The organism is Variovorax sp. Soil_C_39, from assembly GCF_057656815.1.
The window spans coordinates 13551-36878 of sequence record NZ_JBDGJQ010000001.1 but is presented as its reverse complement, the minus strand read 5'-3'; the positions used below and the strand labels follow the sequence as shown (position 1 = coordinate 36878).

Genomic DNA, 23328 nt, shown 5'->3' with positions numbered 1-23328 from the left:
GATGCTGATCGCACTCATCAAAAAGGAACTGCTCGCACTCGTGCGCGACGTGCACGGGCTGGCGGCGCTGTTCCTGCTTCCGATGGTGTTCATCGTGCTGATGTCGCTCACGCTCAAAGACATCTACCGCGCGCCGCTGGCCGAGCTGAGCTACGCGGTCGACCTGCGCGACAGCGGCACGCCCGCGCAGTGGCTGCGGCAGATCTGGGCCCGCAGCCACGGCGAACCGCGTGCGCTCGACGCCGACTGGCAGGCGCAGCTCAAGAGCGGCGCGCTCAAGTACGTGATCGTGCTGGAGCCTGGCCTCTCGGACGAGCTCGAATCGGCCGCGCTGCCGCGCCGCGCGCACATCCGCCTGCTCGCGGAGCCGGGCATCGACGCCAACCTGTTCAATGCGCTGCGTGCCGAACTCGTGGGCGCCTCGGGCGAGCTCAAGGCGCGGCTCGCGCTCGCGGTGCCCGGCACCGCCAGCCCGCCGGCCGGCGCATCGATCCAGGCGCTGGTGCATGCCGAGCGCCATGCCACCAGCGGGCCGCGGCCCACGTCGGTGCAGCAGAACGTGCCGGCCTGGCTGGTGTTCGGCATGTTCTTCGTGGTGGCCTCGCTCTCGAGCCTGTTCGTGCAGGAGCGCAGTTCCGGCGCGCTCGGGCGGCTGCGCAGCCTCGGGGTTTCGCGCGCCATGCTGCTGGCGTCGAAGGCTCTGCCCTACCTCGGCGTGAATGCGCTGCAGGCGCTCTTGATGCTCGCAGCCGGCATCTGGCTGATGCCGCTGATCGGCGGCGATGCGCTGTCGCTCGCGGGCATCCACTGGGGCGCGCTGGCGGTGGCGCTCGCGGCGGTGAGCCTGGCCGCGGTCAGCCTGTCGCTCGCGATCGCCTGCGCGGTGCGCAGCCATGCGCAGGCCGCGACCGTCGGGCCGATGGTCAATGTGCTGATGGCGGCCGCGGGCGGCATCATGGTGCCGAAGTTCGTGATGCCCGGCTTCATGCAGCGGCTGGTCGAGGTGTCGCCGATGAACTGGGGCCTCGAGGCGCTGCTCACCGTGCTGCTGCGCGGCGGCGGCGTGGTCGACACGCTGCCGCAGGTCGGCCGGCTGGTGCTTTTCGCGGCCGCCATGTTCGTGCTCGCCGTCTTCCTCTTTCGCAGACCCGCAACGTGACCGACACCATCTCCCCCGAATTCATCGCAACCCTCAAGGCCATGGTGCTCGAGGCCGTCGAGAAGGAAGCGCCGCCGGGCGGGCTCGGCAACGACGAACCGCTGTTCGGCCCCGACGCGCGCCTCGACCTCGACTCGCTCGACGCGCTGCAGGTCTCGATGACGGTGCAGCAGCGCTTTGGCCTGCGCATGCCCGACAGCAAGGAAACGCGCCGCGCGCTGGCGTCGATCGCGCACCTTGCCGACCACCTCGTGCGGGCCGGCAAGGCATGAGCGTCGGTGCGGGCGCAGGCGTGTACCTCGCGGGCACGGGGCTCGCATGCGCGCTCGGGCCCGACTTGCGGTCGGCTGTCGCAGCGATCGGACGCGGTGCCGCCATGGCGCCCGAACCGGTCGCGGTGTCACCGGGCGTGCAATGGCCGGTCTACCGCCTGCCGCGCGGCGAGGGCGACTGGCAGCAGCGTCTGGTGCACACGGTGCGCAGCGTGGCGGCCGAAGCGGGCCTGGGTGCCGCGCGCGGCGGTCCGCTCTTCGTCGCCTCGTCGTCGCTCGACATCGGCGCGATGGAGCAGGCGCCGCAGGACCTGCGCCTGGGCGGCGACCTGCAGGACTTCGCGGGCATCGTCGCCGGCGCGCTCGATTGGCAGGGGCCGGTCTTCACCGTGTCCACCGCCTGCACCTCGTCCTTCAATGCCGTGCTCGCGGCATGCGACCTGGTCCGCAGCGGCGAGGCGCACGAGGCGCTCGTCGTCGGCGCCGAGCTCGGCAACCGCTTCACGCTGGCGGGCTTTGGCGCGATGCAGCTGCTGTCGCCCGACGGTGCGGCGCGGCCTTTCGGCGCCGGGCGCAACGGGCTGGTGCTTGGCGAGGCGGTGGCCGCGCTGCGCCTCACGGCGTCGCGCGCGGGCCGTTGGCGCATCGCCGGCGGCGCCAACGTGGTGGACGGGCGCAATCCCTCGGGCACCGAAGCGGGCGCGGTGCTCGCCATGTGCGAGGGCGCGCTGGCGCAGGCCGGGCTTCGGCCAGCGGACATCGACCTGGTCAAGGTGCAGGCCGCGGGCAGCCCCGTCAACGACGCCATCGAGGCCGAGGCGCTGAAGCAGGTGTTCGGCGCGGCGCCGCTGCCGCCGCTGGTGTCGCTCAAGGCGTGGATCGGCCACACGCTCGGCGCCTCGGGCGCGGCCGAACTGGCGCTGCTGGCGGCCTGCATCGAAGCCGGCTGCTGGCCCGCGGCGGCCCACGCGATCGACGATCGGCTCGGTGTCGCGCTGGCCGGGCAGGCACCAGCGCGGCTGCGCCACATGCTGCTCAACGTGGTCGGCTTCGGTGGCGGGCATGCCGCGCTGGTGCTGTCGGACGCTGCCGCATGAAGCCGGCCTGGCGCACCGTCGCGCACGTGGGTGCCGATGCGCCCCCCGAGGACTGGCGCGACCGGCTCGCCGAGCGGCTCGGTTACCGGCCGCGGCGCGTCGGCCTCTGGACCGAGCTGGCGATGTACGGTGCGCGCCGCTGCCTCGATGAAGCCGGCGAGGCCGTGCTGCCGGCCGGCACACGCCTGCGCGTGGCCAGCCTGCGCGGTGCCTGGAGCGCCACGCATGCGGGGCTGGCGCAGCACGATGCCGGCATGCTGATGCCTTTCACCTTCATGCAGGGGCAGCCGGCGCTGATGCTCGCGGAGGTCGGGCGTTGCCTCGGCTGGCAGGGCGATGCGAGCTTTGCGCTGTGCCGCGATCCGCAGCGCGCGCTGCAGCTTGCGCAGTGCGGCGCGGGAAGCGCCGGCTTGCTCGTCGGCGTGGTGGAGGAGGGGCGCAACGGCGAGGCCGCACGCTCCGAATGGTGGCGGCTGGTGCCGATCAGCTGAGCGCGGCGATCGAGCGCGTCAGGTTGGCACGCGCCTGCGCCTCGAGCAGCGCGTGCATGCGGGGCGTGGCGTAGATCGCTTCGCGGTCGAGGAAGCGCTGCAGGATCGCGCGGCGCCGCGGCAGCCGCGTCGCGTCGGGCACGAACGCGTATTCGGCGTGTACCTGGCGCTCGTACTCGGCGAAGCGCACCGGATCGGCACCGAGGATCGACAGGTCGATGTCGATCAGCAATTCAGCGTCGCGGCCCTCGGGCACCGCGTCGTGGCAGGTGGCCATGACGAGCGCGTGCACACGCTCGGCGGCCGGCGCCGGAACGCCGGCGTCCCGCATCGCACGGCGTGCCCAGTCGGCGCTCCGGGCTTCGTTGTCGTGCGCATGCACGTCGTAGACTGCGTCGTGGAACCAGAGCGCCAGCGCGACTTCGCCCGGATGTTCGGCCAGCTGCTTCTCGCGGTCGAACCAGGCCAGGCATTCGCCCAAGTGCTGCAGGGTGTGGTAGTGGCGCTGTGGCTCGGCGTAGCAGCGCTGCAGTGCAAGGCACAGCGCGTCGTCGGTGGCGGCCGCACCCACGTCGTGCCACGCTGCGCGCCAGTTGTCGCAGAGCGCATCGGGCCCGAGCGGCGTCGCCGTCGACATGGTTCTATTGCGCCATCGCGGCCTTGATCTCCTGGCCGAGATCGAGCACCGACATCGCGTAGTAGCTGCTCCAGTTGTAGCGCGTGATCACGTAGAAGTTCTGCGTGCCGGCCACGTAGGTCGGTTCGGCATTGGCGCCGTTCTGCAGTTCGATCAGCGCGAGCAGCCCCTGGTGCCGGAGGCCCTCGCTCTCGGGCACGGCGCCGGCAGCCACGAAGCTGTCGGCGCTGAAGGTCGGCTTGATGTCGGGCGCCAGCAGCAGCGCCTTCTTGAGGCGCGCTTCATCGAAGCGCACCGCATAGGTCGACGGCATGCCGGGTGTCCAGCCGAAGGCCTTGAAGTAGTTGGCCACCGAGCCGATCACGTCGACCGGGTTGTCGACCAGGTCGATGCGGCCGTCGGCGTCGAAGTCGACCGCGTACTTCGCGATGCTGCTCGGCATGAACTGCGGCATGCCCATGGCGCCCGCGTAGCTGCCGACGGGCAGCAGCGGATTGCGCGAGGTGCGGCCGTTGTCGCCGAGAAAGGCCTCGAGCTCGCCGCGGAAGAAGGCCTCGCGCTCGGCCGCGCGCGGATGGCCCTGCGGAAAATCGAAGGACAGCGTCGCGAGCGCATCGATCACGCGGAAGTTACCCATGTTGCGGCCGTAGATCGTCTCGACGCCGACGATGCCCACGATGATCTCGGGCGGCACGCCGTACATCGCCTCGGCCCGCGCGAGCGTCTCGGCATTGGCCTGCCAGAAGCGCACGCCCGCGGCAATACGGGTGGCATCGATGAAGCGGCTGCGATAGGCCTGCCAGTTCTTCACCGTGCCCGGCGGGCCCGGCAGCATCAGACGCGGCACGTTCGGCAAGAAGCGCGCGCTGCCGATGGTGGCGCGCACCCAGTCGCGGTCGAGGCCGCGGCGCTCGGCCACCTGGTCGGCGAACTGCATCGCGTCGTCGCGCGTGGCATAGGGCGTGCTGCCGGTCACGGTCTTGACCGCACGTTGGGACGAGGCCTTCTGGGCCGCTGCGCCCAGGGGCCAGACGCAGCAGGCGGCAAACAGGGCGAGGGTGGCGGCGCGCGACGGCGCAGAAAGAACAGATCGCATGGAAGCGATTGTGCCGTCCGCGCGGGCGCGGCTGCCGCGGGCGCTTCAGCGGCGGTTCTGGGCTGACGGCCAGTCGAGGCGGCGGAACTCGGCGCGCAGCGCCGCGAGCGAGGCAGCCGACGTGGCCGATGCCTTGGCATAGCGCTGCGCCTCGAGCTTCAGCAGCCAGTCGCGCACGGCTGTTGCGGCCGGGCCGAAGCGCGCCTCCGCCTGCTGAGCGATCTGCCGGGGCGGTGCGGTCTCGAGCACCTTCAGGCCCGCCTTGGCGAGCCGCGCGCGCGCCTGCCCGAGAAGCCGCAGCCACGGGTCGTGCCGGCTGCGCTCCCACAGCGTCCATGCCGCGCCGGCCAGGCTCGCGCCCACCAGCAGGCAGAGCAGCACGTAGGCCAGGTCCGCGAGGCTCGGCGCGTCGAAACCGAGGTTCTTCAGCAGATTGAGCTGCCGGCTCTGGCTGTAGTTGAGTACCCACTGGTTCCAGCCGTTGTTGACCGCCTCCCAGGCGGCGCGCACGGTCTGGGCGAGCGTCGGGCTCATGGCGCCGATCGCGCCCTCGAACAGCCCTGGCTGCGGCACCAGCCGCTGCAGCTGTCCGACCCGGCCCGGCGCCACCGACGCCGTGGGGTCGACGCGCACCCAGCCCGTGCCTTCCTGCCAGACCTCGGCCCAGGCATGCGCATCGCTCTGGCGCACCATCCAGTAGCCGTCGATGCGGTTGAAGTCGCCGCCCTGGTAGCCGGTCACGATGCGTGCGGGAATGCCGAGGCCGCGCATCAGCACCACGAATGCCGAGGCGATGTGCTCGCAGAAGCCCTGCTTGCGGTCGAACCAGAACTCGTCGGCCGTCTCGCTGCCGTAGACGCCGGGCTCCAGGGTGTAGGTGTAGCCGCCCGTGCGCAGCCGCTGCAGCGCGGCGCGCACGAATGCCGGCGTGTCGGCGGCGGCCAGGGCCGGGTCGGCGCGCATCTGGGCGGCCAGTTCGGCGGTGCGCGGATTGGTTCCGGGCGGCAGCGCCAGATAGGCCTGCAGCAGGCCGCTTTGCCGCGTCGGGCCGCTTTCGAACTGAGTGTGGCTTTCGGCGCGGTAGCGCACCAGGTCGGAAACCGGGCGATTCGCGAGCCATTGCAGGTCGCTCGTGCCGGTCACGCCGAAGCCGGGCAGTTCCGGCGCGGTGGCTGCCGCATCCAGCGTGAGCAGCCACGGCCGGTGGTTGGGCTCGAGCGTGACTTCGTAGCGCACCGGCGCTCCGCGGGTGCGCAGGTTCGAAGGCGACGGCGCGCCGCGCAGCCAGGCCGGCAGCGAGGTCCATTCGCGGCCGTCGAAGCGCGCCAGCACCGGGCCGCGGAAATAGAGCTGGCTCTGCGGCGGGATGCGGCCATCGTCGAAGCGAATGCGCGCCGCGATGCCGTCGTCGAGCGCGAGCTGCGCGATGGTGCCCACACGCATGGTGTTCGACAGGCCGGTGCGGCCGACCATGGCATCGCCCGGCGTGCCCCAGAGCGGCGCGAAGCGCGGGAACAGCATGAACAGCGCGAGCATGATCGGCGCGCCGGCCAGCGCCATCCAGCCCGCGGTGCGCGCCGCCTGCATCAACGGCGGACGACCCACGGGCATGTGCGCGTTGACCAGCGCCGTCAGCAGGCCGAGCAGCGCGAGCAGCATCAGGAACGCGGTCACGAGCGACTGCGAATAGAAGAAGTTCGTGAGCATCGCGAAGAAGCCCAGGAAGAACAGCACGAAGGCGTCGCGGCGCGCGCGCAGCTCCAGCGTCTTGAGCGCGAGCAGCACCACGACCAGCGTGACGCCGGCATCGCGCCCGAGCAGCGTGCGGTGGGTCGCGAAGGTGGCCGCGAGCGTGAGCACCAGCAGGCCCACGCGCCACCATCTGCCGGGCAACGGCTTGGCCTCGACCGCGAGCATGCCGCGCCACACCAGCACCATCGCGGTGATGGCGCTGCACCACCACGGCAGATTGGAGGCCTGCGGCAGGACGATCAGCGCGATCACCGCAAGCAGGAACAGCGTGTCGCGGGCATCCCGCGGCAGGGCTGCCAGTTCGCGTGCGAGTTTCTTCAACATAGCGCCAGTGCCTCCAGGCAGGCACGGCGGTGGGCTTCGCCCTGCGAGGGCTGCACCACGCGGCCCGCCACGCGCACGCCATAGTCCACGCCCAGCCGCTCGGCCATCAGCACCCAGGCGCACAGCCGCGAGAGTCGGGCCTCGGTGTCGGCCAGACCAGCAGCCTGCGCGTCGAGCCACAGTTCTTCGCGTTGCGTCTGCTGCAGGTCGCGGCTCACGAGCTCTTCGGAGCCGGTGGCCTGTGCGCGGGCAGCCCTTTTCCAGACCACCAGCTTGAGCGGATCGCCGCGCTGGTAGGCCCGCAGGCCGTCGTACTCGCCGGCTGCCTGCGCGCGCAGCGCCGACGACACCGCGGCCGCGCCGGTGAGCGGCTCGGCGGGCGGCAGCGGCGGCGGATGCGCCTCGGGCGCCGGATAGACCAGCATCTGCGCCGCCGGCCGCCACACCGTCCAGACGCGGAAGGTGCCGAGCGGAAAGCGCGTTTCGGCCGTGAGCGGCGGCACCGGATGCAGGCCGCGCCGCTCGGGCAGGAACGCGATCTCGACCGTGGCGCTGCCTTCGGCCGGCACGTCGGTCCAGGCCCAGTGGCCGCTGCCGCGCACCGCCATGCCGATGCCGTAGCGCACGCTGCGCCGCGTGTTGTGCAGCACCACGCGGAAGACGGCGGCCGCGCCCGCATAGTGCGGCTCCGGCGGCGCCAGGTGCAGCGCCAGCCCGCGCAGCGTGGCGTGGCAGACATGCATGCCCACGGCCACGCTGCCCGCAAGCAGGAAGGTCAGCAGGTAGCCGAGGTTGAGCTGGTAGTTGATCGAGGCCACGAGCAGCACCAGCAGCGTGGCGGCCAGCGTCCAGCCGGCGCGCGTGGGCACGATGTAGACGTTGCGCTGTGTGAGTTCGAGCGTGTCCGAGGGCGGCCGGCGCGACAGGAACCAGCCGTCGATGCGCGAACGGAGCGACGCGATCATGAGGGCGCCAGCCTAGGGCAGCGGCACGTCGGCGATCATCGCGCGCACCTGCTCGACCGCGCCGCGGCCCGCGTCGCCGACGGGCGTGAGGCGGTGCGCAATGGTCTGCGGCAGCACCGACTGCACATCGTCGGGCGCCACGTAGTCGCGGTTGGCCAGAAGCGCCTGCGCCTTGGCGGCGCGCAGCACCGCGATGCCGGCGCGCGGCGACAGGCCCTGCAGGAACCAGCGGCCCGACCGCGTGGCGGCGATCAGGTCCTGCACGTAGTTCAGCAGCGGCTCGGCCGCATGCACCTGCTGCACGCGCTGCTGCAGGGCCGTGAGTTCGCCGGCCGTGAGCAGCGCCGGCAGCGTGGCGAGCATCTCGCGACGGTCGGCGCCCGCGAGCAGTTCGCGCTCCGCGGCGCGGTCGGGATAGCCGAGCGAGATGCGCATCAGGAAGCGGTCGAGCTGCGATTCGGGCAGGGCAAAGGTGCCGAGCTGGTCCTGCGGGTTCTGCGTGGCGATCACGAAGAACGGCGTGGGCAGCGGTCGGGTCTCGCCCTCGATCGTGACCTGCTTCTCTTCCATGGCCTCGAGCAGCGCGCTCTGGGTCTTGGGACTGGCGCGGTTGATCTCGTCGGCCAGCAGCACCTGCGCGAAGATCGGGCCCGGATGGAACACGAACGATTGCTGGCCGCGGTCGTAGATCGCGACGCCCGACAGGTCGCCCGGCATCAGGTCGGCGGTGAACTGCACGCGCGAGAACTGCAGCCCGAAGGTGTGCGACAGCGCATGGGCGAGGGTGGTCTTTCCGACCCCGGGCACGTCCTCGATCAGCAGGTGGCCGCCCGCCAGCAGGCACGCCACGCAGTCGCGCACCTGGGTCTCCTTGCCGACAATCACCGTGTTAAGCTGATTTAGCAAAGTGGAAAGTTTGGCGGCAACGTCCATATTTGTATCCATATGCAAACGATACCCGAAGACCGCGCGGCCCCATGCCGTGTGAGGTCTAGACAAGTCCAGCAACAAAAGAGTCACATGGGCACGACCGGCTACTTCACACATCGCGATTGCTGGAAGCACGACATGGGCCGGGGCCATCCCGAATGTCCCGAGCGTCTCGATGCCATCGAGGACCGGCTGCTCGCTACCGGCGTGGGCGATGCCCTCGAGCGCCGCGAGGTGCCGCTCGCCACGCTGTCGCAGATCACGCGGGCGCACAGCGAAGCGCACCTCGAATACCTTGAGTCGCTGCACCAGCGTCTCGTGGCCGACGAGCCAGCCGGCGGACCCAGCCACGCACAGCTCGACCCCGACACCATCCTGAACCGCTACACGCTGCTGGCTGCGCGCCGCGCTGCGGGCGCTGCCATTGCCGCCACCGACGCGGTGATCGCGGGCGAGATCGAGAACGCCTTCTGCTCGGTGCGCCCGCCGGGCCACCACGCCTGCCGCGAGCAGGCGATGGGCTTCTGCTTCCTGAACAACGTGGCCATCGCGGCGCGGCATGCGCTCGAGGTGCACGGGCTCGAGCGCGTGGCGATCGTCGACTTCGACGTGCACCACGGCAACGGCACCGAGAACATCCTTTCGGACGATGAGCGCGTGCTGATGGTGGGCTTCTTCCAGCATCCGTTCTACCCCTACAGCGGCACCAATCAACCGGCCGCGAACATGCTGAACCTGCCGGTTCCGGCCTACACCAAGGGCATGGACGTGCGCGAGCTGATCGAGGCGCTCTGGATGCCGCGGCTCGAGGAGTTCGCGCCGCAGATGGTGTTCGTGAGCGCGGGCTTCGACGCCCACCGCGAGGACGACCTGGGCCAGCTCGGGCTCACCGAGAGCGACTTCAGCTGGATCACGAGGCGCATCCAGGACGTGGCCCGGCGCCATGCGCAGGGCCGCGTCGTCTCGATGCTCGAAGGTGGCTACAACCTCGATGCGCTGGCGCGCAGCGTCGAAGCCCACATCCGAGTGCTTGCGGGTCTCTGAGCGCCCGCACGGCGTGGGCGCGAAGCCCTTTTGCCTCGGTCCATGAACTTCCACGACTTCACACAACGGCTGAACCTGGTCGACGCGCGCGGCATCGGCATCGAACTCGCGGCGCTCGTGGCCTGCGTGGCGCTCGCCTGGCTGGTGAGCCGCTGGTTCGGCCGCGACCAGCCCAAGGACTCGATCTGGTTCGGCGAGCGCATCTTCGACGGCGTGCTGTTCCCGCTGCTCGCGCTGGTGTTCGCCGAGCTCGCTCGGCGCACCGTGGCCGAGTACCAGACGGTCCTGATGCTGCGCATTGGCGTGTCGGTGTTCCTGTCGCTCGCGGTGATCCGCCTGTGCGCGCGCGTGATGCGGGCGGTGTTTCCCACCTCGCACCTGGTGCGGCTCGTCGAGCGCACGATCTCGTGGCTGGCCTGGATCGCCGCGATCCTCTGGATCGTCGGGCTGCTGCCGCCGCTTCTGGCCGAACTCGACGAGATCACGCTGGCCTTCGGCAAGACGCGCGTGAGCCTGCAGACCATCGTGCAGGGCGTGCTCTCGGCGGGGTTGGTGATGGTGATCGCGCTCTGGATCGCCGCCACCATCGAGAAGCGCATCCTGCGCGAGGCCGTGACCGACCTGTCGATGCGCAAGGTGGCTTCGAACGCGGTGCGCGCCTTCCTGCTGCTGGTGGGCCTGCTGTTCGCGCTATCGGCGGTGGGTGTCGACCTCACGGCGCTGTCGGTGCTCGGCGGCGCATTCGGCGTGGGCCTGGGCTTCGGCCTGCAGAAGCTCGCGGCCAACTACGTGAGCGGCTTCGTGATCCTGCTCGAGCGTTCGATCCGCATCGGCGATAACGTCAAGGTCGACACCTTCGAGGGCCGCATCACCGACATCAAGACGCGCTACACGCTGATCCGGGCGGGCAACGGCCGCGAAGCCATCGTGCCGAACGAATCGCTCATCACGAGCCGGGTCGAGAACCTCTCGATGGCCGACCTCAAGTTCAACATCACCACGCGCATCGTGGTGGGCTACGAGAGCGACGTGGCGCAGGTGCAATCGATCTTGACCGGCGCGGCCAGGGCCCAGCCGCGCGTCATGACCGATCCCGAGCCGGTCAGCTACCTGGTCAGCTTCGCGCCCGACGGGCTCGAGTTCGTGCTGAACTTCTGGGTCACCGACCCCGACAAGGGCAAGGACAACGTGCGCTCGGAGATCAACATCGCGATCCTCGAAGGGCTGCGTGCCGCGGGCATCGACATTCCGTACCCGCAGCGCGTGCTGCGCGTGGAATCGATGCCGGCGGGCCTTTCGGCACCCGCCGACCCTGCCGTATAATCACCGAAAAGCACGACCGTTCTTTTTTGCTGCAGTGCAGTACTGATCGCGACGAATGCGGAGCCGGCCGGGGCCGGACTCTAGAATGACCGGTTGCTCTCGCAGCCCCCTTTTTGCAATCCCAATGGAGTCAAGTCAATGAAGGTTCTAGTGCCTGTCAAACGGGTCGTCGATTACAACGTCAAGGTGCGCGTGAAGAGCGACGGCACCGGTGTCGATATTGCCAATGTCAAGATGAGCATGAACCCCTTCGACGAGATCGCGGTCGAAGAGGCCGTGCGGCTCAAGGAGAAGGGCGTGGTCACCGAAGTGATCGCCGTCTCCTGCGGCGATGCCAAATGCCAGGAAACGCTGCGCACCGCGATGGCCATCGGCGCCGACCGCGGCATCCTGGTCGAGACCTCCGAAGAACTCCAGCCGCTGGCCGTGGCCAAGCTGCTCAAGGCGCTGATCGACAAGGAACAGCCGCAGCTCGTCATCCTCGGCAAGCAGGCCATCGACGACGACGCCAACCAGACCGGCCAGATGCTCGCCGCACTCGCCGACCTGCCGCAAGCCACCTTCGCCTCGAAGGTCGAAGTGGCCGACGGCAAGGCCACCGTGACGCGCGAGGTCGACGGCGGCCTGGAAACCATCCAGCTCAGCCTGCCGGCGGTCATCACCACCGACCTGCGCCTGAACGAGCCGCGCTACGTCACGCTGCCCAACATCATGAAGGCCAAGAAGAAGCAACTCGACACCTTCAAGCCCGAAGACCTGGGCGTCGACGTCAAGCCGCGCCTGAAGACCCTCAAGGTCAGCGAGCCGCCCAAGCGCGGCGCCGGCATCAAGGTGCCCGACGTCGCCACGCTGGTGGACAAGCTCAAGAACGAAGCCAAAGTGATCTGAGGAGGAACAAAAAATGACCGCACTTGTTATTGCCGAACACGACCACGCGACCGTCAAGCCCGCGACCCTCAACACCGTGACCGCAGCCCTCGCCTGCGGCGGCGACGTGCACGTGCTCGTCGCCGGTGCCAATGCCGCCGAAGCCGGCAAGGCCGCCGCCCAGATCGCGGGCGTGGCCAAGGTCATCGTGGCCGACAGCCCGTCGCTCGCCGAGAACCTGGCCGAGAACGTGGCCGCGCAGGTGCTCGCCATCGCGGGCAACTACAGCCACATCCTGTTCCCCTCGACCGCCAACGGCAAGAACGTCGCACCGCGCGTGGCCGCCAAGCTCGACGTGGCACAGATCTCCGACATCACCAAGGTCGAGAGCCCCGACACCTTCGAGCGCCCGATCTATGCCGGCAATGCCATCGCCACCGTGCAGAGCAGCGATGCCACCAAGGTGATCACCGTGCGTACGACCGGCTTCGATGCCGCCGCAGCAACCGGCGGCAGCGCGACGGTCGAAACCGCCGAAGGCGTGGCCGACAGCGGCAAGTCGAGCTTCGTGGGCCGCGAGGTCACCAAGAGCGACCGCCCCGAACTCACGGCCGCCAAGATCATCGTCTCGGGTGGCCGGGCACTGGGCAGCGCCGAGAAGTTCACCGAAGTCATGACGCCGCTGGCCGACAAGCTCAACGCGGGCCTGGGCGCGAGCCGCGCCGCGGTCGATGCGGGCTACGCACCGAACGACTGGCAGGTGGGCCAGACCGGCAAGATCGTCGCACCGCAGCTCTACATCGCCGCGGGCATCTCGGGCGCGATCCAGCACCTGGCCGGCATGAAGGACTCGAAGGTGATCGTCGCGATCAACAAGGACGAAGAGGCGCCGATCTTCTCGGTGGCCGATTACGGCCTCGTGGCCGACCTGTTCACGGCCGTGCCGGAACTGACCAAGGCGCTCTGATCGCCTTGCCGCACTGAGCCGAAGGGCATCGTTCGCGATGCCCTTTTCGTATCCGCCGTATCCGCCGCATCTGGAGACAAGACCATGAGCTACATCGCCCCCCTCAAGGACATGCTGTTCGACATCGAGCACCTTGCCGACATCGGCGAGATCGCCAGGCTGCCGGGCTTCGAGGATGCCGGCCTCGAAACCGCGCAGGCCGTGCTCGAGGAATGCGCGCGCTTCAACCAGGACGTGGTCGCGCCGCTGAACGTGGTGGGCGACCGCGAACCCTCGTCGTTCAAGGACGGTGACGTGACGACCACGAAGGGCTTCAAGGAAGCATTCGCGCAGTACGCCTCGGGTGGCTGGCAGGGGCTGCAGCATCCGGCCGACTTCGGCGGGCAAGGCCTGCCGAAGACCATCGGTGCAGCCTGCGGCGAGATGCTCAACTCGGCCAACATGAGCTTCGCGCTGTGCCCGCTGCTGAGCGACGGCGCCATCGAGGCGCTGCTGACCGCGGGCTCGGACGAACTCAAGGCGGTGTACCTCGAGAAGCTCGTGAGCGGCCAGTGGACCGGCACGATGAACCTGACCGAGCCGCAGGCCGGCAGCGACCTCGCGCTGGTGCGCAGCCGCGCCGAGCCGCAGCCCGATGGCAGCTACAAGGTCTTCGGCACCAAGATCTTCATCACCTACGGCGAGCACGACATGGCCGAGAACATCGTGCACCTCGTGCTCGCGCGCGTGACCGGCGCGCCCGAGGGCGTGAAGGGCATCAGCCTGTTCGTGGTGCCGAAGTTCCTGGTCGAAAAGGACGGCTCGCTCGGGGCGCGCAACGACGTGCACTGCGTGAGCATCGAGCACAAGATGGGCATCAAGGCCTCGCCAACGGCCGTGCTGCAGTACGGCGACAACGGGGGGGCCGTCGGGTATCTCGTCGGCCAGGAGAACCGCGGCCTCGAGTACATGTTCATCATGATGAACTCCGCCCGCTATGCGGTCGGCATGCAGGGCATCGCCATCGCAGAGCGCGCCTACCAGCATGCCGTGGCCTACGCGAAAGACCGCGTGCAGAGCCGCCCGGTCGATGGTTCGATGAACGCCAGCGCGCCGATCATCCACCACCCCGACGTGAAGCGCATGCTCATGACGATGCGCGCCTACACCGAAGGCTGCCGCGCGATGGCCGCGGTGGCTGCAGCTGCCTACGACGCCGCGCACCATCACCCCGATGCCGAGGCGCGCAAGCAGAACCAGGCCTTCTACGAATTCATGGTGCCGCTCGTGAAAGGCTACAGCACCGAGATGAGCCTCGAGGTCACTTCGCTCGGCGTGCAGGTGCATGGCGGCATGGGCTTCATCGAGGAGACCGGCGCCGCGCAGTACTACCGCGACGCGAAGATCCTCACGATCTACGAAGGCACCACCGCGATCCAGGCCAACGACCTCGTGGGCCGCAAGACCGCGCGCGACGGCGGCCAGACCGCCCGTGCCATCGCCGCGCAGATCGAGAAGACCGAGGCCGAGCTCGCCAAGCGCGAGAGCGCCGCGGCGGCGGCCGTGCACAAGCGCCTGAAGGCCGCGCGCGAAGCCTTCGTCGAGGTGGTCGACTTCGTCGCCGGCCACACCAAGGCATCGCCCAACGCGGTGTTCGCGGGCAGCGTGCCGTACCTGATGCTCGCGGGCAATCTCGTGGCCGGCTGGCAGCTCGCGCGCTCGCTGGTCATTGCCGAGGAGCAGGCCTCGCGCAACGTCGACGTCGACTTCATGCAGGCCAAGATCGTGACCGCGCGCTTCTATGCCGAGCACATCCTCGCCAAGGCGCCCGGCCTGCGCGACAGCATCGTCGAGGGCGCCGAGAGCGTGACGGCGCTGGCGCTCGAAGCCTTCTGAATCCCGGCTCCGTGTCGCCTGGCTGACGGGCGATCGAGGCCTTCCTCTTATATAAAGCCGAACCCCATTCCGGAGAAGACATGTCGAAGCTGCCCCCCGTCCTTGCGAACCTTCCGCTGCCCATCATCGGCTCGCCGCTGTTCATCATCAGCAACCCCAAGCTCGTGATCGCGCAATGCAAGGCCGGCGTGGTCGGCGCGATGCCGGCGCTCAATGCGCGTCCCGCGGCGCAACTCGAAGACTGGCTGGCCGAGATCACCGAGGAACTCGCGGCCTACAACAAGGCCAACCCCGACAAGCCCGCCGCGCCGTTCGCCATCAACCAGATCGTGCACAAGAGCAATGACCGGCTCGAGCACGACATGGAGATGGTCGTGAAGTACAAGGTGCCGATCGTCATCACCTCGCTCGGCGCGCGCACCGACGTGAACGACGCGGTGCACAGCTACGGTGGCGTCACGCTGCACGACATCATCAACAACAAGTTCGCGCAGAAGGCGATCGAGAAGGGCGCCGACGGCATCATCGCCGTGGCGGCCGGCGCCGGCGGCCATGCGGGCGTGAAGAGCCCGTTCGCGCTGGTGCAGGAGATCCGCCAGTGGTTCGACGGCCCCATCGCGCTGTCGGGCTCGATCGCCACCGGCGGCGCCGTGCTCGCGGCGCAGGCCATGGGCGCCGACTTCGCCTACATCGGCACCGCCTTCATCGCCACCGAGGAAGCGCGCGCGAGCGACGACTACAAGCAGGCCATCGTCGACGGAAACTCGGACGACATCGTCTATTCGAACCTCTTCACCGGCGTGCACGGCAACTACCTGGCGCCGAGCATCGTGAAGGCCGGCATGGACCCGACCAACCTGCCCGAAGGCGACGTGAAGACCATGAATTTCGGCGGCGGCGAGGGCAGCAAGGCCAAGGCCTGGAAAGATATCTGGGGCTCGGGCCAGGGCATCGGCGCCGTCACCGAGGTGTCGAGCGCCGCCGCCTACATCGAGAAGCTCAAGCGCGAATACCAAGAGGCAAGGCAGCGGCTCGCGCTTTGAGCCCAGGGCCCGCCGCGGCGCCCGCCGAGCGCGGGCGCATGCCGCTGCTCGACATCGCCAAGGGCATCGCCTGTGCGGTGATCGTCGGCCACCACCTGTCGCGCTACGGCGCGATGCCCGACGGCGCTCTTGCCGTTGCGCCGGCCTTCTTCGGCTGGCTGGCCGAAGAAGGACGGCTCGCGGTGCAGGTCTTCCTCGTGATTGCGGGCTTTCTCGCGGCGGCCAGCCTCGCGCCCGACGGCGTGCTGCGCGCCGACCGCTCGCCGGCCGCGCGGATATGGCAGCGCTACGGGCGCCTCGCCATGCCTTACCTGGCCGCGCTCACTGCCTGCGTGCTCGTGGCGGCGCTCGTGCGGCCCCTGCTCGGCGACGAGGACGTGCCGGCCGCGCCGAGCCTCGGCCAACTGCTCGCGCACGGGCTCCTGCTGCAGGACCTGCTCGACTACGAGTCGCTGTCGACCGGCGTCTGGTATGTGGCGATCGACTTCCAGCTGTTCGTGCTGGCGCTCGCGCTCATGGGCCTGCCCGCGGCATGGCGGCGGCGCGCACCCGCGGACGCGCCGGTGTCGGCGCGCGAGCGCTGGACGCCGGTCGCGTTGGTGCTCGCCGCCGCCGTGGCATCGCTGGCGCTCTTCAACTGCGACGCCGACCTCGACGACACGGCCTTCTATTTCTTCGGCGCGTACGGGCTCGGCATGCTGGTGTTCTGGATCGGCCGCGCCACGCGTGCGAGCACCTGGCAGGGCGCCGTGGCGCTGCTCATGCTGACCGGCGCCGCCGCGCTCGCGATCGACTGGCGCAGTCGCATCGCGCTGGCGCTCGCGAGCGCGATGCTGATCGCCATCGCGCAGCGCCGTGGCTGGCTCGCGCTTGCAGGGCGGCCCGGCTTCGCCATGCCATTGCAGCGCCTGGGCCGCATTTCGTACTCGCTGTTCCTGATCCACTTTCCGGTGCTGCTGGCAACCAATGCCCTGGTGGCGCGGATGGAGCCGCACGCGGGTTGGATCGATGCGCTCGGCCTCGCCGCGACCTTCGCGCTGTCGGTGGCCGCCGCGCATCTGCTGTACCGCTGGGTGGAGGCGCGCCCGGTCTCATGGCGGGCGGTGGCCGCATTGTTCACGGTGCTGCTCGTGAGCGGCGTGCTGGTGTCCGCCTGAGCGCGCTGCGCCCACCGGCTTGACGCAGCCGGCCGCTGCCGCGATACTTAACCTCATGGTTCACTCAGAAGATCAGGCGACGCTCGATGCAGTGTTCGCCGCACTGTCCGACCCGACACGGCGTGCCGTGCTCGAGACCCTGGGCGAGTGCAGCCTCAGCGTGACCCAACTCGCCGAGCCGCATGGCATGTCGCTGACCGGCTTCATGAAGCACCTTCGCGTGCTCGAGGAGGCCGGCCTCATCTCGCGCACGAAGGCGGGCCGGATCGTGCGCTGCGAACTGTCGCCGCAGCCCATGCAGGAGGCCGCCATGTGGTTGTCGCGCTACGAGAAATTCTGGACCGGGCGACTCGATGCACTGGCGCGCTTTCTCTACCAGCAAGAGGAGATCGAATGGAAAAACCTGCCACCCCCAACACCGCCTCCGGCACCGAGCGCCCCTCGCTTACGCTCCGCCGCCACTACCCTGTCGCCTGCGAAAAAGTCTGGCGCGCGTGGACCGAGCCGCAAGCGCTGAAGGCCTGGTTCGGGCCTGAAGAAATCGTCGAGGTCCCGGTGGCCGAGATCGACCTGCGTGTCGGCGGAGGGTTTCGCGTGCGCATGCATGCGGCCGATGGCGAGACACACGAGGTGAGCGGCACTTACCTGGAGATCGTGCCGAACCGCAAGCTGGTCTTCAGCTGGGCCTGGCGCAGCACGCCCGAGCGTGCGTCGCGCGTGACGGTGCGCATCGAGCCCGTTGGCGCGGGCTGCGAACTCGTGCTGCTGCACGAGCAGTTCTTCGACGAGGCCGCGCGCGACGGACACAGCCATGGCTGGACTGGCGCGCTCGTCAAGCTCGAGGGATGGCTGGGCCGCGAATGACTGCAGCCATCGTCCCGCCACGTGCCACGGCGCGCGAATGGACCGGCCTGGCCGTCATCGCGCTGCCGTGCATGCTCTATTCGATGGACCTCACGGTGCTGAACCTCGCGATCCCCGCGATCAGCGAGGAACTCAAGCCGACCGCGGCGCAATTGCTGTGGATCGTCGACATCTACGGCTTCTTCGTGGCGGGGCTGCTGGTCACCATGGGCACGCTGGGCGACCGCATCGGCCGCCGGCGGCTGCTCCTGATCGGCGCGGCGGCGTTCGGCATCGCGTCGGTGCTGGCGGCATTCTCCACCAGTGCCAACATGCTCATCGCAACCCGGGCGCTGCTCGGCGTGGCGGGCGCGACGCTCGCGCCGTCCACGCTCTCGCTGATCCGCAACATGTTCCTCGACCCGGCGCAGCGCACTGTGGCCATCGGCGTGTGGATATCGAGCTTCTCGGCCGGTGCCGTGCTCGGGCCGGTGCTGGGCGGCGTGCTGCTGCAGTTCTTCCCTTGGGGCTCGGTGTTCCTCATCGGCGTGCCCGTGATGGCTCTGCTGCTGGTACTCGGCCCGATCCTGCTGCCCGAGTACCGCGACCCCGATGCAGGGCGGCTCGATCTGGCCAGCGCGGCGCTGTCGCTCGGTGCGGTGCTGGCGGCCATCTACGGCATCAAGCAGACCGCGGAGCACGGGCCCGATGCGGTGTCGGTTTCGGCGATCGCGGTGGGCGCGCTGCTCGGCTGGGTCTTCGCGCGCAGGCAGAAGCGGCTCGAGAACCCGATGATCGACCTGCAGCTCTTTCGGCTGCCGGCCTTCGCGGTCTCGCTCGCGGCCTACATGCTGGCCTGCTTCGTGATGTTCGGGCTGTTCCTCTACAACGCCCAGTACCTGCAGTTGGTTCTGGGCCTGCCGCCGTTGCAGGCGGGCTTGTGGAGCGTGCCGGGCGCGGGCGCCTTCATCGTCGGTTCGATGGTGGTGCCGGCGCTCGTGCGGCGCATGCGCCCGGCCTATGTGATGGGTGGCGGACTGGCCGTGGCTGCGCTGGGTTTCGCGATGCTGGTGGTGCTGCCGATGCAGGGCGGGCTGGCCTGGCTGGTGGCAAGCGCCGTCGTTTCCTCGCTCGGCCTCGCGCCGGTGTTCACGTTGGCCACCGACCTGGTCGTGGGCAGCGCGCCGCCCGAGCGCGCGGGCGTGGCCTCGGCCATTTCGGAGACCAGTTCCGAATTCGGCGGGGCGCTGGGCATTGCCATCCTGGGCAGCATCGGCGCGGCCATCTACCGCGGCACCATGGCCGATGCAGTGCCTGCGGGCCTGGCGGGCGCAGCCGAGGTCGAGGCCGCGCGCAGCACCCTTGGCGGCACGGTGGCGCTCGCGGCCCAGCTCACGGGCAGTGCGGGCGCCGAGCTGCTCGACGCGGGCCGCGCTGCGCTGGTGCACGGGCTGCGGCTCACGGCCGGCATCTGCGCCGCCGTGCTGCTGGTGGTGTCAGGGCTGGTGGCATTCAGGCTGCGCGGCGCGGGGCCGGCGAGCGAGGCTGCAGCGTCCGAGCCCCCGGGCGCCGCCGCATTGCCGGAGCGCTGAGGACGCCCCATACTGGAACCTCCACGACGCAACGACCGGAGTCCCACCATGAGCAACGAACTGCGCAAGAAGCTGCACGACCTGGCGGAACTCGCCGAGAACACCACCGACCCGCAGGCCCGGGCCATCGTCGAGGCGATACGCCTGCAGACGGCCGTGCTCAACGAGCGGCTCTTCGCCATCGAGCTGCAACTGGGCGCACTCGAGCGGCGCGCCGAGGACACGCCGGGCTGACCCCGCCCCGGCATTGACCGTTGCTTTGTGGGGATAATCGCTCCCCATGAGCGGCAATACCTTCGGAACACTCTTCGCGGTCACCAATTTCGGCGAGTCGCACGGCCCGGCCATCGGCTGCGTGATCGACGGCTGCCCGCCGGGCATGGCGCTCAGCGAGGCCGACATCCAGGGTGATCTCGACCGCCGCCGCCCCGGCACCAGCCGCCACGTCACGCAGCGCAACGAGCCCGACGCGGTGCAGATCCTGTCCGGCGTCTACGAAGGCAAGACCACCGGCACGCCGATCGCGCTGCTGATCCAGAACACCGACCAGCGCAGCAAGGACTACGGCCAGATCGCGCAGCAGTTTCGTCCCGGCCATGCCGACTACACCTACTGGAAGAAATACGGCATCCGCGATCCGCGCGGCGGCGGGCGTTCGTCGGCGCGGCTCACTGCGCCCATGGTCGCGGCCGGCGCGGTCGCCAAGAAGTGGCTGGCCGAGAGGCACGGCATCGCGTTTCGCGGCTGCATGACACAGATCGGCGAGATCGAGATTCCGTTCGAGAGCTGGGACCATGTGCCGAACAACCCGTTCTTCGCGCCCATCGCCGATGTGAGTGCGCTCGAGGCCTACATGGACCGCCTGCGAAAGGCCGGCGACTCCTGCGGCGCGCGGCTGCGTGTCACGGCGACGGGCGTGCCCGTCGGGCTGGGCGAGCCGCTGTTCGACAAGCTCGACGCCGAGATCGCCTACGCGATGATGGGCATCAACGCGGTCAAGGCGGTGGAGATCGGCGCCGGTTTCGACAGCGTCACGCAGCGCGGCACCGCGCACGGCGACTCGATCACCCCAACCGGCTTCGTCACCAACAATGCGGGCGGCATCCTTGGCGGCATCAGCTCGGGGCAAGACCTCGAGGTGAGCATCGCGATCAAGCCCACGAGCTCGATCATCAGCCCGCGCCAGTCGATCGACATCCACAACAATCCGGTCGAGGTGGTCACCAAGGGCCGCCACGATCCCTGCGTGGGCATCCGGGCCACGCCGATCGCCGAAGCGATGCTCGCGCTGGTGGTCATCGAGCATGTGCTGCGCCATCGCGCGCAGTGCGGCGACCTGCAGCAGGCTCAGGCCGACGCCGCCGAAGCCGCGGCGGCCGCATCACCCAAGGCCTCGTTCCTCTAGTGTCCACGCCGGCGTCAGCGGCCGCCGGGCGCGGCCACCTGCTGGCGTTCGCTGGCCTGTCGGCCAGCTATTTCGCGCACATCGGATTCTTCAATCCGTACTTGCCGCTGTGGCTCCAGGACCTGGGGCTGCCGATCTTCACGATCAGCCTGCTGGCGTCGGTGCAGTCGATCACGCGCGTGTTCGCACCCTATGCCTGGGGCGCGCTCAGCGACCACACCGGGCATCGCGTGATGCTGCTGCGCTTCAGCGCAGCGGTGGCGCTCGCCAGTTCGTTCGGTCTCTGGTGGAACGGCGGTGCGTGGTGGTTGGCGCTGGTGCTGCTCGTGATGTTCACGCACACCAGCTCGATGATGTCGCTCACCGAAGCGGCGATGGCGCAGTTGGTGGCGGGCGACTGGGGGCGCTATGGCCGCATCCGGCTGTGCGGGTCGGCGGGTTTCCTGGTGACGGTGTTCGTCGCGGGCGAGTGGTTCGAGCGCTTCGGCATGAAGCATTTCCCGGCCTGGGCCGCCGGCACGCTGGCCGTGGTGCTGCTCGCGACGCTCAAGCTGCCCGACGTGCGCGAGCCCGTGGCGGCCCACGATGCGCCCAAGGAGCCCATCGGGCCGGTGCTGCGCATTCCCGCGGTGCGCTGGTTCTTCGCATCGCTCTTCTTCCAGGTGATGTCGCATTTCTCGGTGTATGCGTTCCTCTCGCTCTACCTTGATTCGCTCGGCTACGGCAAGGGCACCATTGGCCTGCTGTGGGCACTGTCGGTGGTGGCCGAGATCGTCTGGTTCTTCTTGCAGGGACGCCTTATCGGCCTGCTGCCAATGTCGCGCTGGATGCTCGTGTGCGGCATCGCGGCGGTCGCGCGGCTGGGCCTCACCGCCGGGCTCGGCGGATCGATTGCGGCGCTGGTGGTGGCCCAGTGGCTGCATGCACTGAGCTTCGCGGCGCACCACACCACCTGCATCGCGGTCGTGTCGCGCCGCTTCCCGGGGCGGCTGCGCGGACGCGGGCAGGCGCTTTTCACGGTGATCGGCTACGGCTTCGGCGGCGTCCTTGGCGTGCTGCTGGGCGGTGCGGTGGCGCAGGAATTCGGCTATCGCGCGATGTTCGCGGCTGCGGCTGTGCTGGCAATGGTGGGCAGCCTTTGCGCATGGCGGGCGATGCGGCTGGAGCAGGCCGTGTTGGCGCAAGCGTGAGATAGCCGGCTCCACCGTTACGCCCAAGACCGTAACGCCGGCCGGTAACGCGCGGGAACCCCGTGGAGGCCTCCAGGACTGCCGGCGCGCCCGATGGTTCAAAGACCGGTTGTTTTGAAAACCAAATTACTCATTTCTGGCGCTTGAACCGGCGCTGGGGACTTCGGCACGCATGTTGCCCTGTAGATGGCTGTATCCCGTGGACCACCGAGGGGGAGAAAACAACATGAACGACAGCGCGCGACATTTCCTGGACTGCTATGCGCTGGGCATCGAGCCCGGCGGCGGCTGGGTGTTTCCGAACGCGCTGCAGCAGGCGCGACTGGACTACACGCCGGCAAGCCTCGAGCGCATGGACCTGCTGCTCGACGAGGTCAAGGCCCGGCTGAACCCCCGCCGCGGGTCGTTCCTGGAACTGCCAGGCGGCCACAATTTCTGCGCGCTGCTCGCGTTCTACCTCGTCGCGTACATCGCGCGGCAGACCGGGGCGCGGATCGCCTGGCACGAGGACAACCCCAACACGGTCTACCCCGTGCAGCACACGCCCGGCGCGCGCGCGCCTGTGCCGCGACACGCAGTCTGGCCCACCGTGGCCATGGCCGAGGATGCGGGCGTCGTGCTGCTGCCGTTCGGCTGGATCGAGGCCAAGCTGTTCGGCGCGACCCGGGCGCCCACCTGCGCCGAGTACGTGGCCGACAGTGTGGCGCAGCTCGACCATGCGGGCCCGATAGCCTGGATCACGGCCGCGCGGTGTCTCGGCATGCTGGCGTCCTATGCGATGTACACGGTCTCGGAAGGCAGACACCTGATGCCCACACTGTTCCAGCCGGGCGTCGACGGCGCGCGCCCGTACTTCGAGGCGATCACCGCCGGTGCCGACGGCAGCGCACTTGGGCGGGGCAGGGCCGCGCTCGAGGCGCCGATCGACGGTGCACTCGTCGCCGCCTTCGCGCGCGAGGCCCTCGTCACGCTGCCGGACGGTCGCGACAGCGAGGCCATCGTGATCGAACTGCGCTGCCACGGCGCCGCGCCGCTGGCCGTGACGGTCGCATTTCCGTTTCGCGCTGCGAGCGATCTGCACGGCTTTGCCATCTTCGGTGCGCAGATCCTCGAAGGCACGATCGACGATAGCGCGCAGGCGCTGTTCAGCCAGGCGACCGATGCCGGCGTGCAGGAGTTCGAGTGGCCCTCGGGCTCGTGGGCGAAGTACCGGGCCGCGGACGATGACGCGCAGGCGCGCCAGGGCCGGTCGACGGACCACGGATTGTTGGAGCCCGCCTGAGGCGCATGCCTCGTTCG

At 69.4% G+C, this 23328-nt stretch carries 22 protein-coding genes and 1 pseudogene; 18 read left to right on the top strand and 5 right to left on the bottom strand.

Features of this window, described 5'->3' with window-relative positions; all coding sequences use genetic code 11:
• Position 1: 1 nt before the first annotated feature.
• Genes AC3A6J_RS00185 through AC3A6J_RS00170 form a run of 4 tightly spaced genes read left to right on the top strand, consistent with a single transcriptional unit; the run spans position 2 to position 3019 of the window.
• Positions 2-1159 carry an ABC transporter permease gene (locus AC3A6J_RS00185; protein ID WP_487857872.1) on the top strand — a complete coding sequence of 386 codons (1158 nt, stop codon included), beginning with the start codon at positions 2-4 and terminating at the stop codon, positions 1157-1159.
• The gene (locus AC3A6J_RS00180; protein ID WP_487857871.1) at positions 1156-1431 is read left to right on the top strand and encodes an acyl carrier protein; all 276 of its coding nucleotides are present in this window, start codon (positions 1156-1158) and stop codon (positions 1429-1431) included. Before AC3A6J_RS00185 ends, AC3A6J_RS00180 begins: the two co-directional genes overlap by 4 nt.
• Positions 1428-2528 carry a beta-ketoacyl synthase N-terminal-like domain-containing protein gene (locus AC3A6J_RS00175; protein ID WP_487857870.1) on the top strand — a complete coding sequence of 367 codons (1101 nt, stop codon included), beginning with the start codon at positions 1428-1430 and terminating at the stop codon, positions 2526-2528. The genes AC3A6J_RS00180 and AC3A6J_RS00175 overlap by 4 nt, the downstream gene beginning before the upstream one ends.
• On the top strand, positions 2525-3019 hold the full coding sequence (locus tag AC3A6J_RS00170) for a hypothetical protein (RefSeq protein ID WP_487857869.1): 495 nt from the start codon (positions 2525-2527) through the stop codon (positions 3017-3019). The genes AC3A6J_RS00175 and AC3A6J_RS00170 overlap by 4 nt, the downstream gene beginning before the upstream one ends.
• Here AC3A6J_RS00170 and AC3A6J_RS00165 read toward each other — a convergent pair.
• Genes AC3A6J_RS00165 through AC3A6J_RS00145 form a run of 5 tightly spaced genes read right to left on the bottom strand, consistent with a single transcriptional unit; the run spans position 3012 to position 8726 of the window.
• On the bottom strand, positions 3012-3656 hold the full coding sequence (locus AC3A6J_RS00165; RefSeq protein ID WP_487857868.1) for an HD domain-containing protein: 645 nt from the start codon (positions 3654-3656) through the stop codon (positions 3012-3014). The two genes, AC3A6J_RS00170 and AC3A6J_RS00165, sit on opposite strands and share 8 nt — an antisense overlap.
• A 4-nt stretch (positions 3657-3660) precedes the next feature.
• Positions 3661-4752, bottom strand: a complete 1092-nt coding sequence (gene mltB, locus AC3A6J_RS00160) for a lytic murein transglycosylase B (RefSeq protein ID WP_487857867.1) — start codon at positions 4750-4752, stop codon at positions 3661-3663.
• A 45-nt stretch (positions 4753-4797) separates the two neighbouring features.
• Positions 4798-6828: a transglutaminase TgpA family protein gene (locus AC3A6J_RS00155; RefSeq protein WP_487857866.1), complete on the bottom strand. Its 2031-nt coding sequence runs from the start codon at positions 6826-6828 to the stop codon at positions 4798-4800.
• The gene (locus AC3A6J_RS00150; RefSeq protein WP_487857865.1) at positions 6822-7793 is read right to left on the bottom strand and encodes a DUF58 domain-containing protein; all 972 of its coding nucleotides are present in this window, start codon (positions 7791-7793) and stop codon (positions 6822-6824) included. Before AC3A6J_RS00150 ends, AC3A6J_RS00155 begins: the two co-directional genes overlap by 7 nt.
• Positions 7794-7805: 12 nt before the next feature.
• Positions 7806-8726 carry an AAA family ATPase gene (locus tag AC3A6J_RS00145; RefSeq protein ID WP_487857864.1) on the bottom strand — a complete coding sequence of 307 codons (921 nt, stop codon included), beginning with the start codon at positions 8724-8726 and terminating at the stop codon, positions 7806-7808.
• 87 nt (positions 8727-8813) lie between these two features.
• Here AC3A6J_RS00145 and AC3A6J_RS00140 point away from each other — a divergent pair, with 87 nt between their 5' ends.
• From AC3A6J_RS00140 to AC3A6J_RS00075, 14 genes and pseudogenes are all read left to right on the top strand, one after another.
• Positions 8814-9767, top strand: a complete 954-nt coding sequence (locus tag AC3A6J_RS00140) for a histone deacetylase family protein (RefSeq protein ID WP_487857863.1) — start codon at positions 8814-8816, stop codon at positions 9765-9767.
• Positions 9768-9809: 42 nt separating this feature from the next.
• Positions 9810-11090, top strand: coding sequence for a mechanosensitive ion channel family protein (locus tag AC3A6J_RS00135; protein WP_487857862.1), 1281 nt, complete (start codon positions 9810-9812; stop codon positions 11088-11090).
• 138 nt (positions 11091-11228) lie between these two features.
• Entirely contained in the window at positions 11229-11978 is a 750-nt protein-coding gene (locus AC3A6J_RS00130; RefSeq protein ID WP_487857861.1) for an electron transfer flavoprotein subunit beta/FixA family protein, read from the top strand.
• A 13-nt stretch (positions 11979-11991) separates the two neighbouring features.
• Positions 11992-12924, top strand: a complete 933-nt coding sequence (locus tag AC3A6J_RS00125) for an electron transfer flavoprotein subunit alpha/FixB family protein (protein WP_487857860.1) — start codon at positions 11992-11994, stop codon at positions 12922-12924.
• Between the two features lie 84 nt (positions 12925-13008).
• Positions 13009-14799, top strand: a complete 1791-nt coding sequence (locus AC3A6J_RS00120; RefSeq protein ID WP_487857859.1) for an acyl-CoA dehydrogenase — start codon at positions 13009-13011, stop codon at positions 14797-14799.
• An 80-nt stretch (positions 14800-14879) separates the two neighbouring features.
• Positions 14880-15842, top strand: a complete 963-nt coding sequence (locus tag AC3A6J_RS00115) for an NAD(P)H-dependent flavin oxidoreductase (protein ID WP_487857858.1) — start codon at positions 14880-14882, stop codon at positions 15840-15842.
• A gap of 38 nt (positions 15843-15880) precedes the next feature.
• Positions 15881-16999, top strand: coding sequence for an acyltransferase family protein (locus tag AC3A6J_RS00110; RefSeq protein ID WP_487858613.1), 1119 nt, complete (start codon positions 15881-15883; stop codon positions 16997-16999).
• A 55-nt stretch (positions 17000-17054) separates the two neighbouring features.
• Positions 17055-17294 (top strand): annotated as a pseudogene (locus AC3A6J_RS00105) (ArsR/SmtB family transcription factor); the annotation flags it as partial.
• Positions 17295-17392: 98 nt separating this feature from the next.
• A complete protein-coding gene (locus tag AC3A6J_RS00100; RefSeq protein WP_487857857.1) occupies positions 17393-17863 on the top strand; it encodes an SRPBCC family protein in 471 nt (156 codons plus the stop codon).
• Complete coding sequence (locus AC3A6J_RS00095; RefSeq protein WP_487857856.1) at positions 17860-19434, top strand: MFS transporter; 1575 nt, start codon at positions 17860-17862, stop codon at positions 19432-19434. The genes AC3A6J_RS00100 and AC3A6J_RS00095 overlap by 4 nt, the downstream gene beginning before the upstream one ends.
• Before the next feature lie 48 nt (positions 19435-19482).
• The gene (locus AC3A6J_RS00090; RefSeq protein ID WP_487857855.1) at positions 19483-19668 is read left to right on the top strand and encodes a hypothetical protein; all 186 of its coding nucleotides are present in this window, start codon (positions 19483-19485) and stop codon (positions 19666-19668) included.
• Between the two features lie 46 nt (positions 19669-19714).
• Positions 19715-20839 carry a chorismate synthase gene (gene aroC, locus AC3A6J_RS00085; RefSeq protein ID WP_487857854.1) on the top strand — a complete coding sequence of 375 codons (1125 nt, stop codon included), beginning with the start codon at positions 19715-19717 and terminating at the stop codon, positions 20837-20839.
• Positions 20839-22029 carry an MFS transporter gene (locus tag AC3A6J_RS00080; protein ID WP_487857853.1) on the top strand — a complete coding sequence of 397 codons (1191 nt, stop codon included), beginning with the start codon at positions 20839-20841 and terminating at the stop codon, positions 22027-22029. The genes aroC and AC3A6J_RS00080 overlap by 1 nt, the downstream gene beginning before the upstream one ends.
• A gap of 226 nt (positions 22030-22255) precedes the next feature.
• Entirely contained in the window at positions 22256-23311 is a 1056-nt protein-coding gene (locus AC3A6J_RS00075) for a hypothetical protein (RefSeq protein ID WP_487857852.1), read from the top strand.
• The last annotated feature ends 17 nt before the right edge of the window (positions 23312-23328 follow it).

What these genes read in the sequence shown, in the direction of transcription:
- AC3A6J_RS00095 (WP_487857856.1), top strand. Translation starts at nt 17,860, where the DNA reads ATGACTGCAGCCATCGTCCCGCCACGTGCCACGGCGCGCGAATGGACC.
- AC3A6J_RS00075 (WP_487857852.1), top strand. Translation starts at nt 22,256, where the DNA reads ATGAACGACAGCGCGCGACATTTCCTGGACTGCTATGCGCTGGGCATC.
- AC3A6J_RS00145 (WP_487857864.1), bottom strand. Translation starts at nt 8,726, where the DNA reads ATGGACGTTGCCGCCAAACTTTCCACTTTGCTAAATCAGCTTAACACG.
- AC3A6J_RS00170 (WP_487857869.1), top strand. Translation starts at nt 2,525, where the DNA reads ATGAAGCCGGCCTGGCGCACCGTCGCGCACGTGGGTGCCGATGCGCCC.
- AC3A6J_RS00110 (WP_487858613.1), top strand. Translation starts at nt 15,881, where the DNA reads ATGCCGCTGCTCGACATCGCCAAGGGCATCGCCTGTGCGGTGATCGTC.
- AC3A6J_RS00165 (WP_487857868.1), bottom strand. Translation starts at nt 3,656, where the DNA reads ATGTCGACGGCGACGCCGCTCGGGCCCGATGCGCTCTGCGACAACTGG.
- AC3A6J_RS00125 (WP_487857860.1), top strand. Translation starts at nt 11,992, where the DNA reads ATGACCGCACTTGTTATTGCCGAACACGACCACGCGACCGTCAAGCCC.
- AC3A6J_RS00115 (WP_487857858.1), top strand. Translation starts at nt 14,880, where the DNA reads ATGTCGAAGCTGCCCCCCGTCCTTGCGAACCTTCCGCTGCCCATCATC.
- mltB (WP_487857867.1), bottom strand. Translation starts at nt 4,752, where the DNA reads ATGCGATCTGTTCTTTCTGCGCCGTCGCGCGCCGCCACCCTCGCCCTG.
- aroC (WP_487857854.1), top strand. Translation starts at nt 19,715, where the DNA reads ATGAGCGGCAATACCTTCGGAACACTCTTCGCGGTCACCAATTTCGGC.
- AC3A6J_RS00120 (WP_487857859.1), top strand. Translation starts at nt 13,009, where the DNA reads ATGAGCTACATCGCCCCCCTCAAGGACATGCTGTTCGACATCGAGCAC.
- AC3A6J_RS00155 (WP_487857866.1), bottom strand. Translation starts at nt 6,828, where the DNA reads ATGTTGAAGAAACTCGCACGCGAACTGGCAGCCCTGCCGCGGGATGCC.
- AC3A6J_RS00175 (WP_487857870.1), top strand. Translation starts at nt 1,428, where the DNA reads ATGAGCGTCGGTGCGGGCGCAGGCGTGTACCTCGCGGGCACGGGGCTC.
- AC3A6J_RS00185 (WP_487857872.1), top strand. Translation starts at nt 2, where the DNA reads ATGCTGATCGCACTCATCAAAAAGGAACTGCTCGCACTCGTGCGCGAC.
- AC3A6J_RS00150 (WP_487857865.1), bottom strand. Translation starts at nt 7,793, where the DNA reads ATGATCGCGTCGCTCCGTTCGCGCATCGACGGCTGGTTCCTGTCGCGC.
- AC3A6J_RS00100 (WP_487857857.1), top strand. Translation starts at nt 17,393, where the DNA reads ATGGAAAAACCTGCCACCCCCAACACCGCCTCCGGCACCGAGCGCCCC.
- AC3A6J_RS00140 (WP_487857863.1), top strand. Translation starts at nt 8,814, where the DNA reads ATGGGCACGACCGGCTACTTCACACATCGCGATTGCTGGAAGCACGAC.
- AC3A6J_RS00130 (WP_487857861.1), top strand. Translation starts at nt 11,229, where the DNA reads ATGAAGGTTCTAGTGCCTGTCAAACGGGTCGTCGATTACAACGTCAAG.
- AC3A6J_RS00090 (WP_487857855.1), top strand. Translation starts at nt 19,483, where the DNA reads ATGAGCAACGAACTGCGCAAGAAGCTGCACGACCTGGCGGAACTCGCC.
- AC3A6J_RS00135 (WP_487857862.1), top strand. Translation starts at nt 9,810, where the DNA reads ATGAACTTCCACGACTTCACACAACGGCTGAACCTGGTCGACGCGCGC.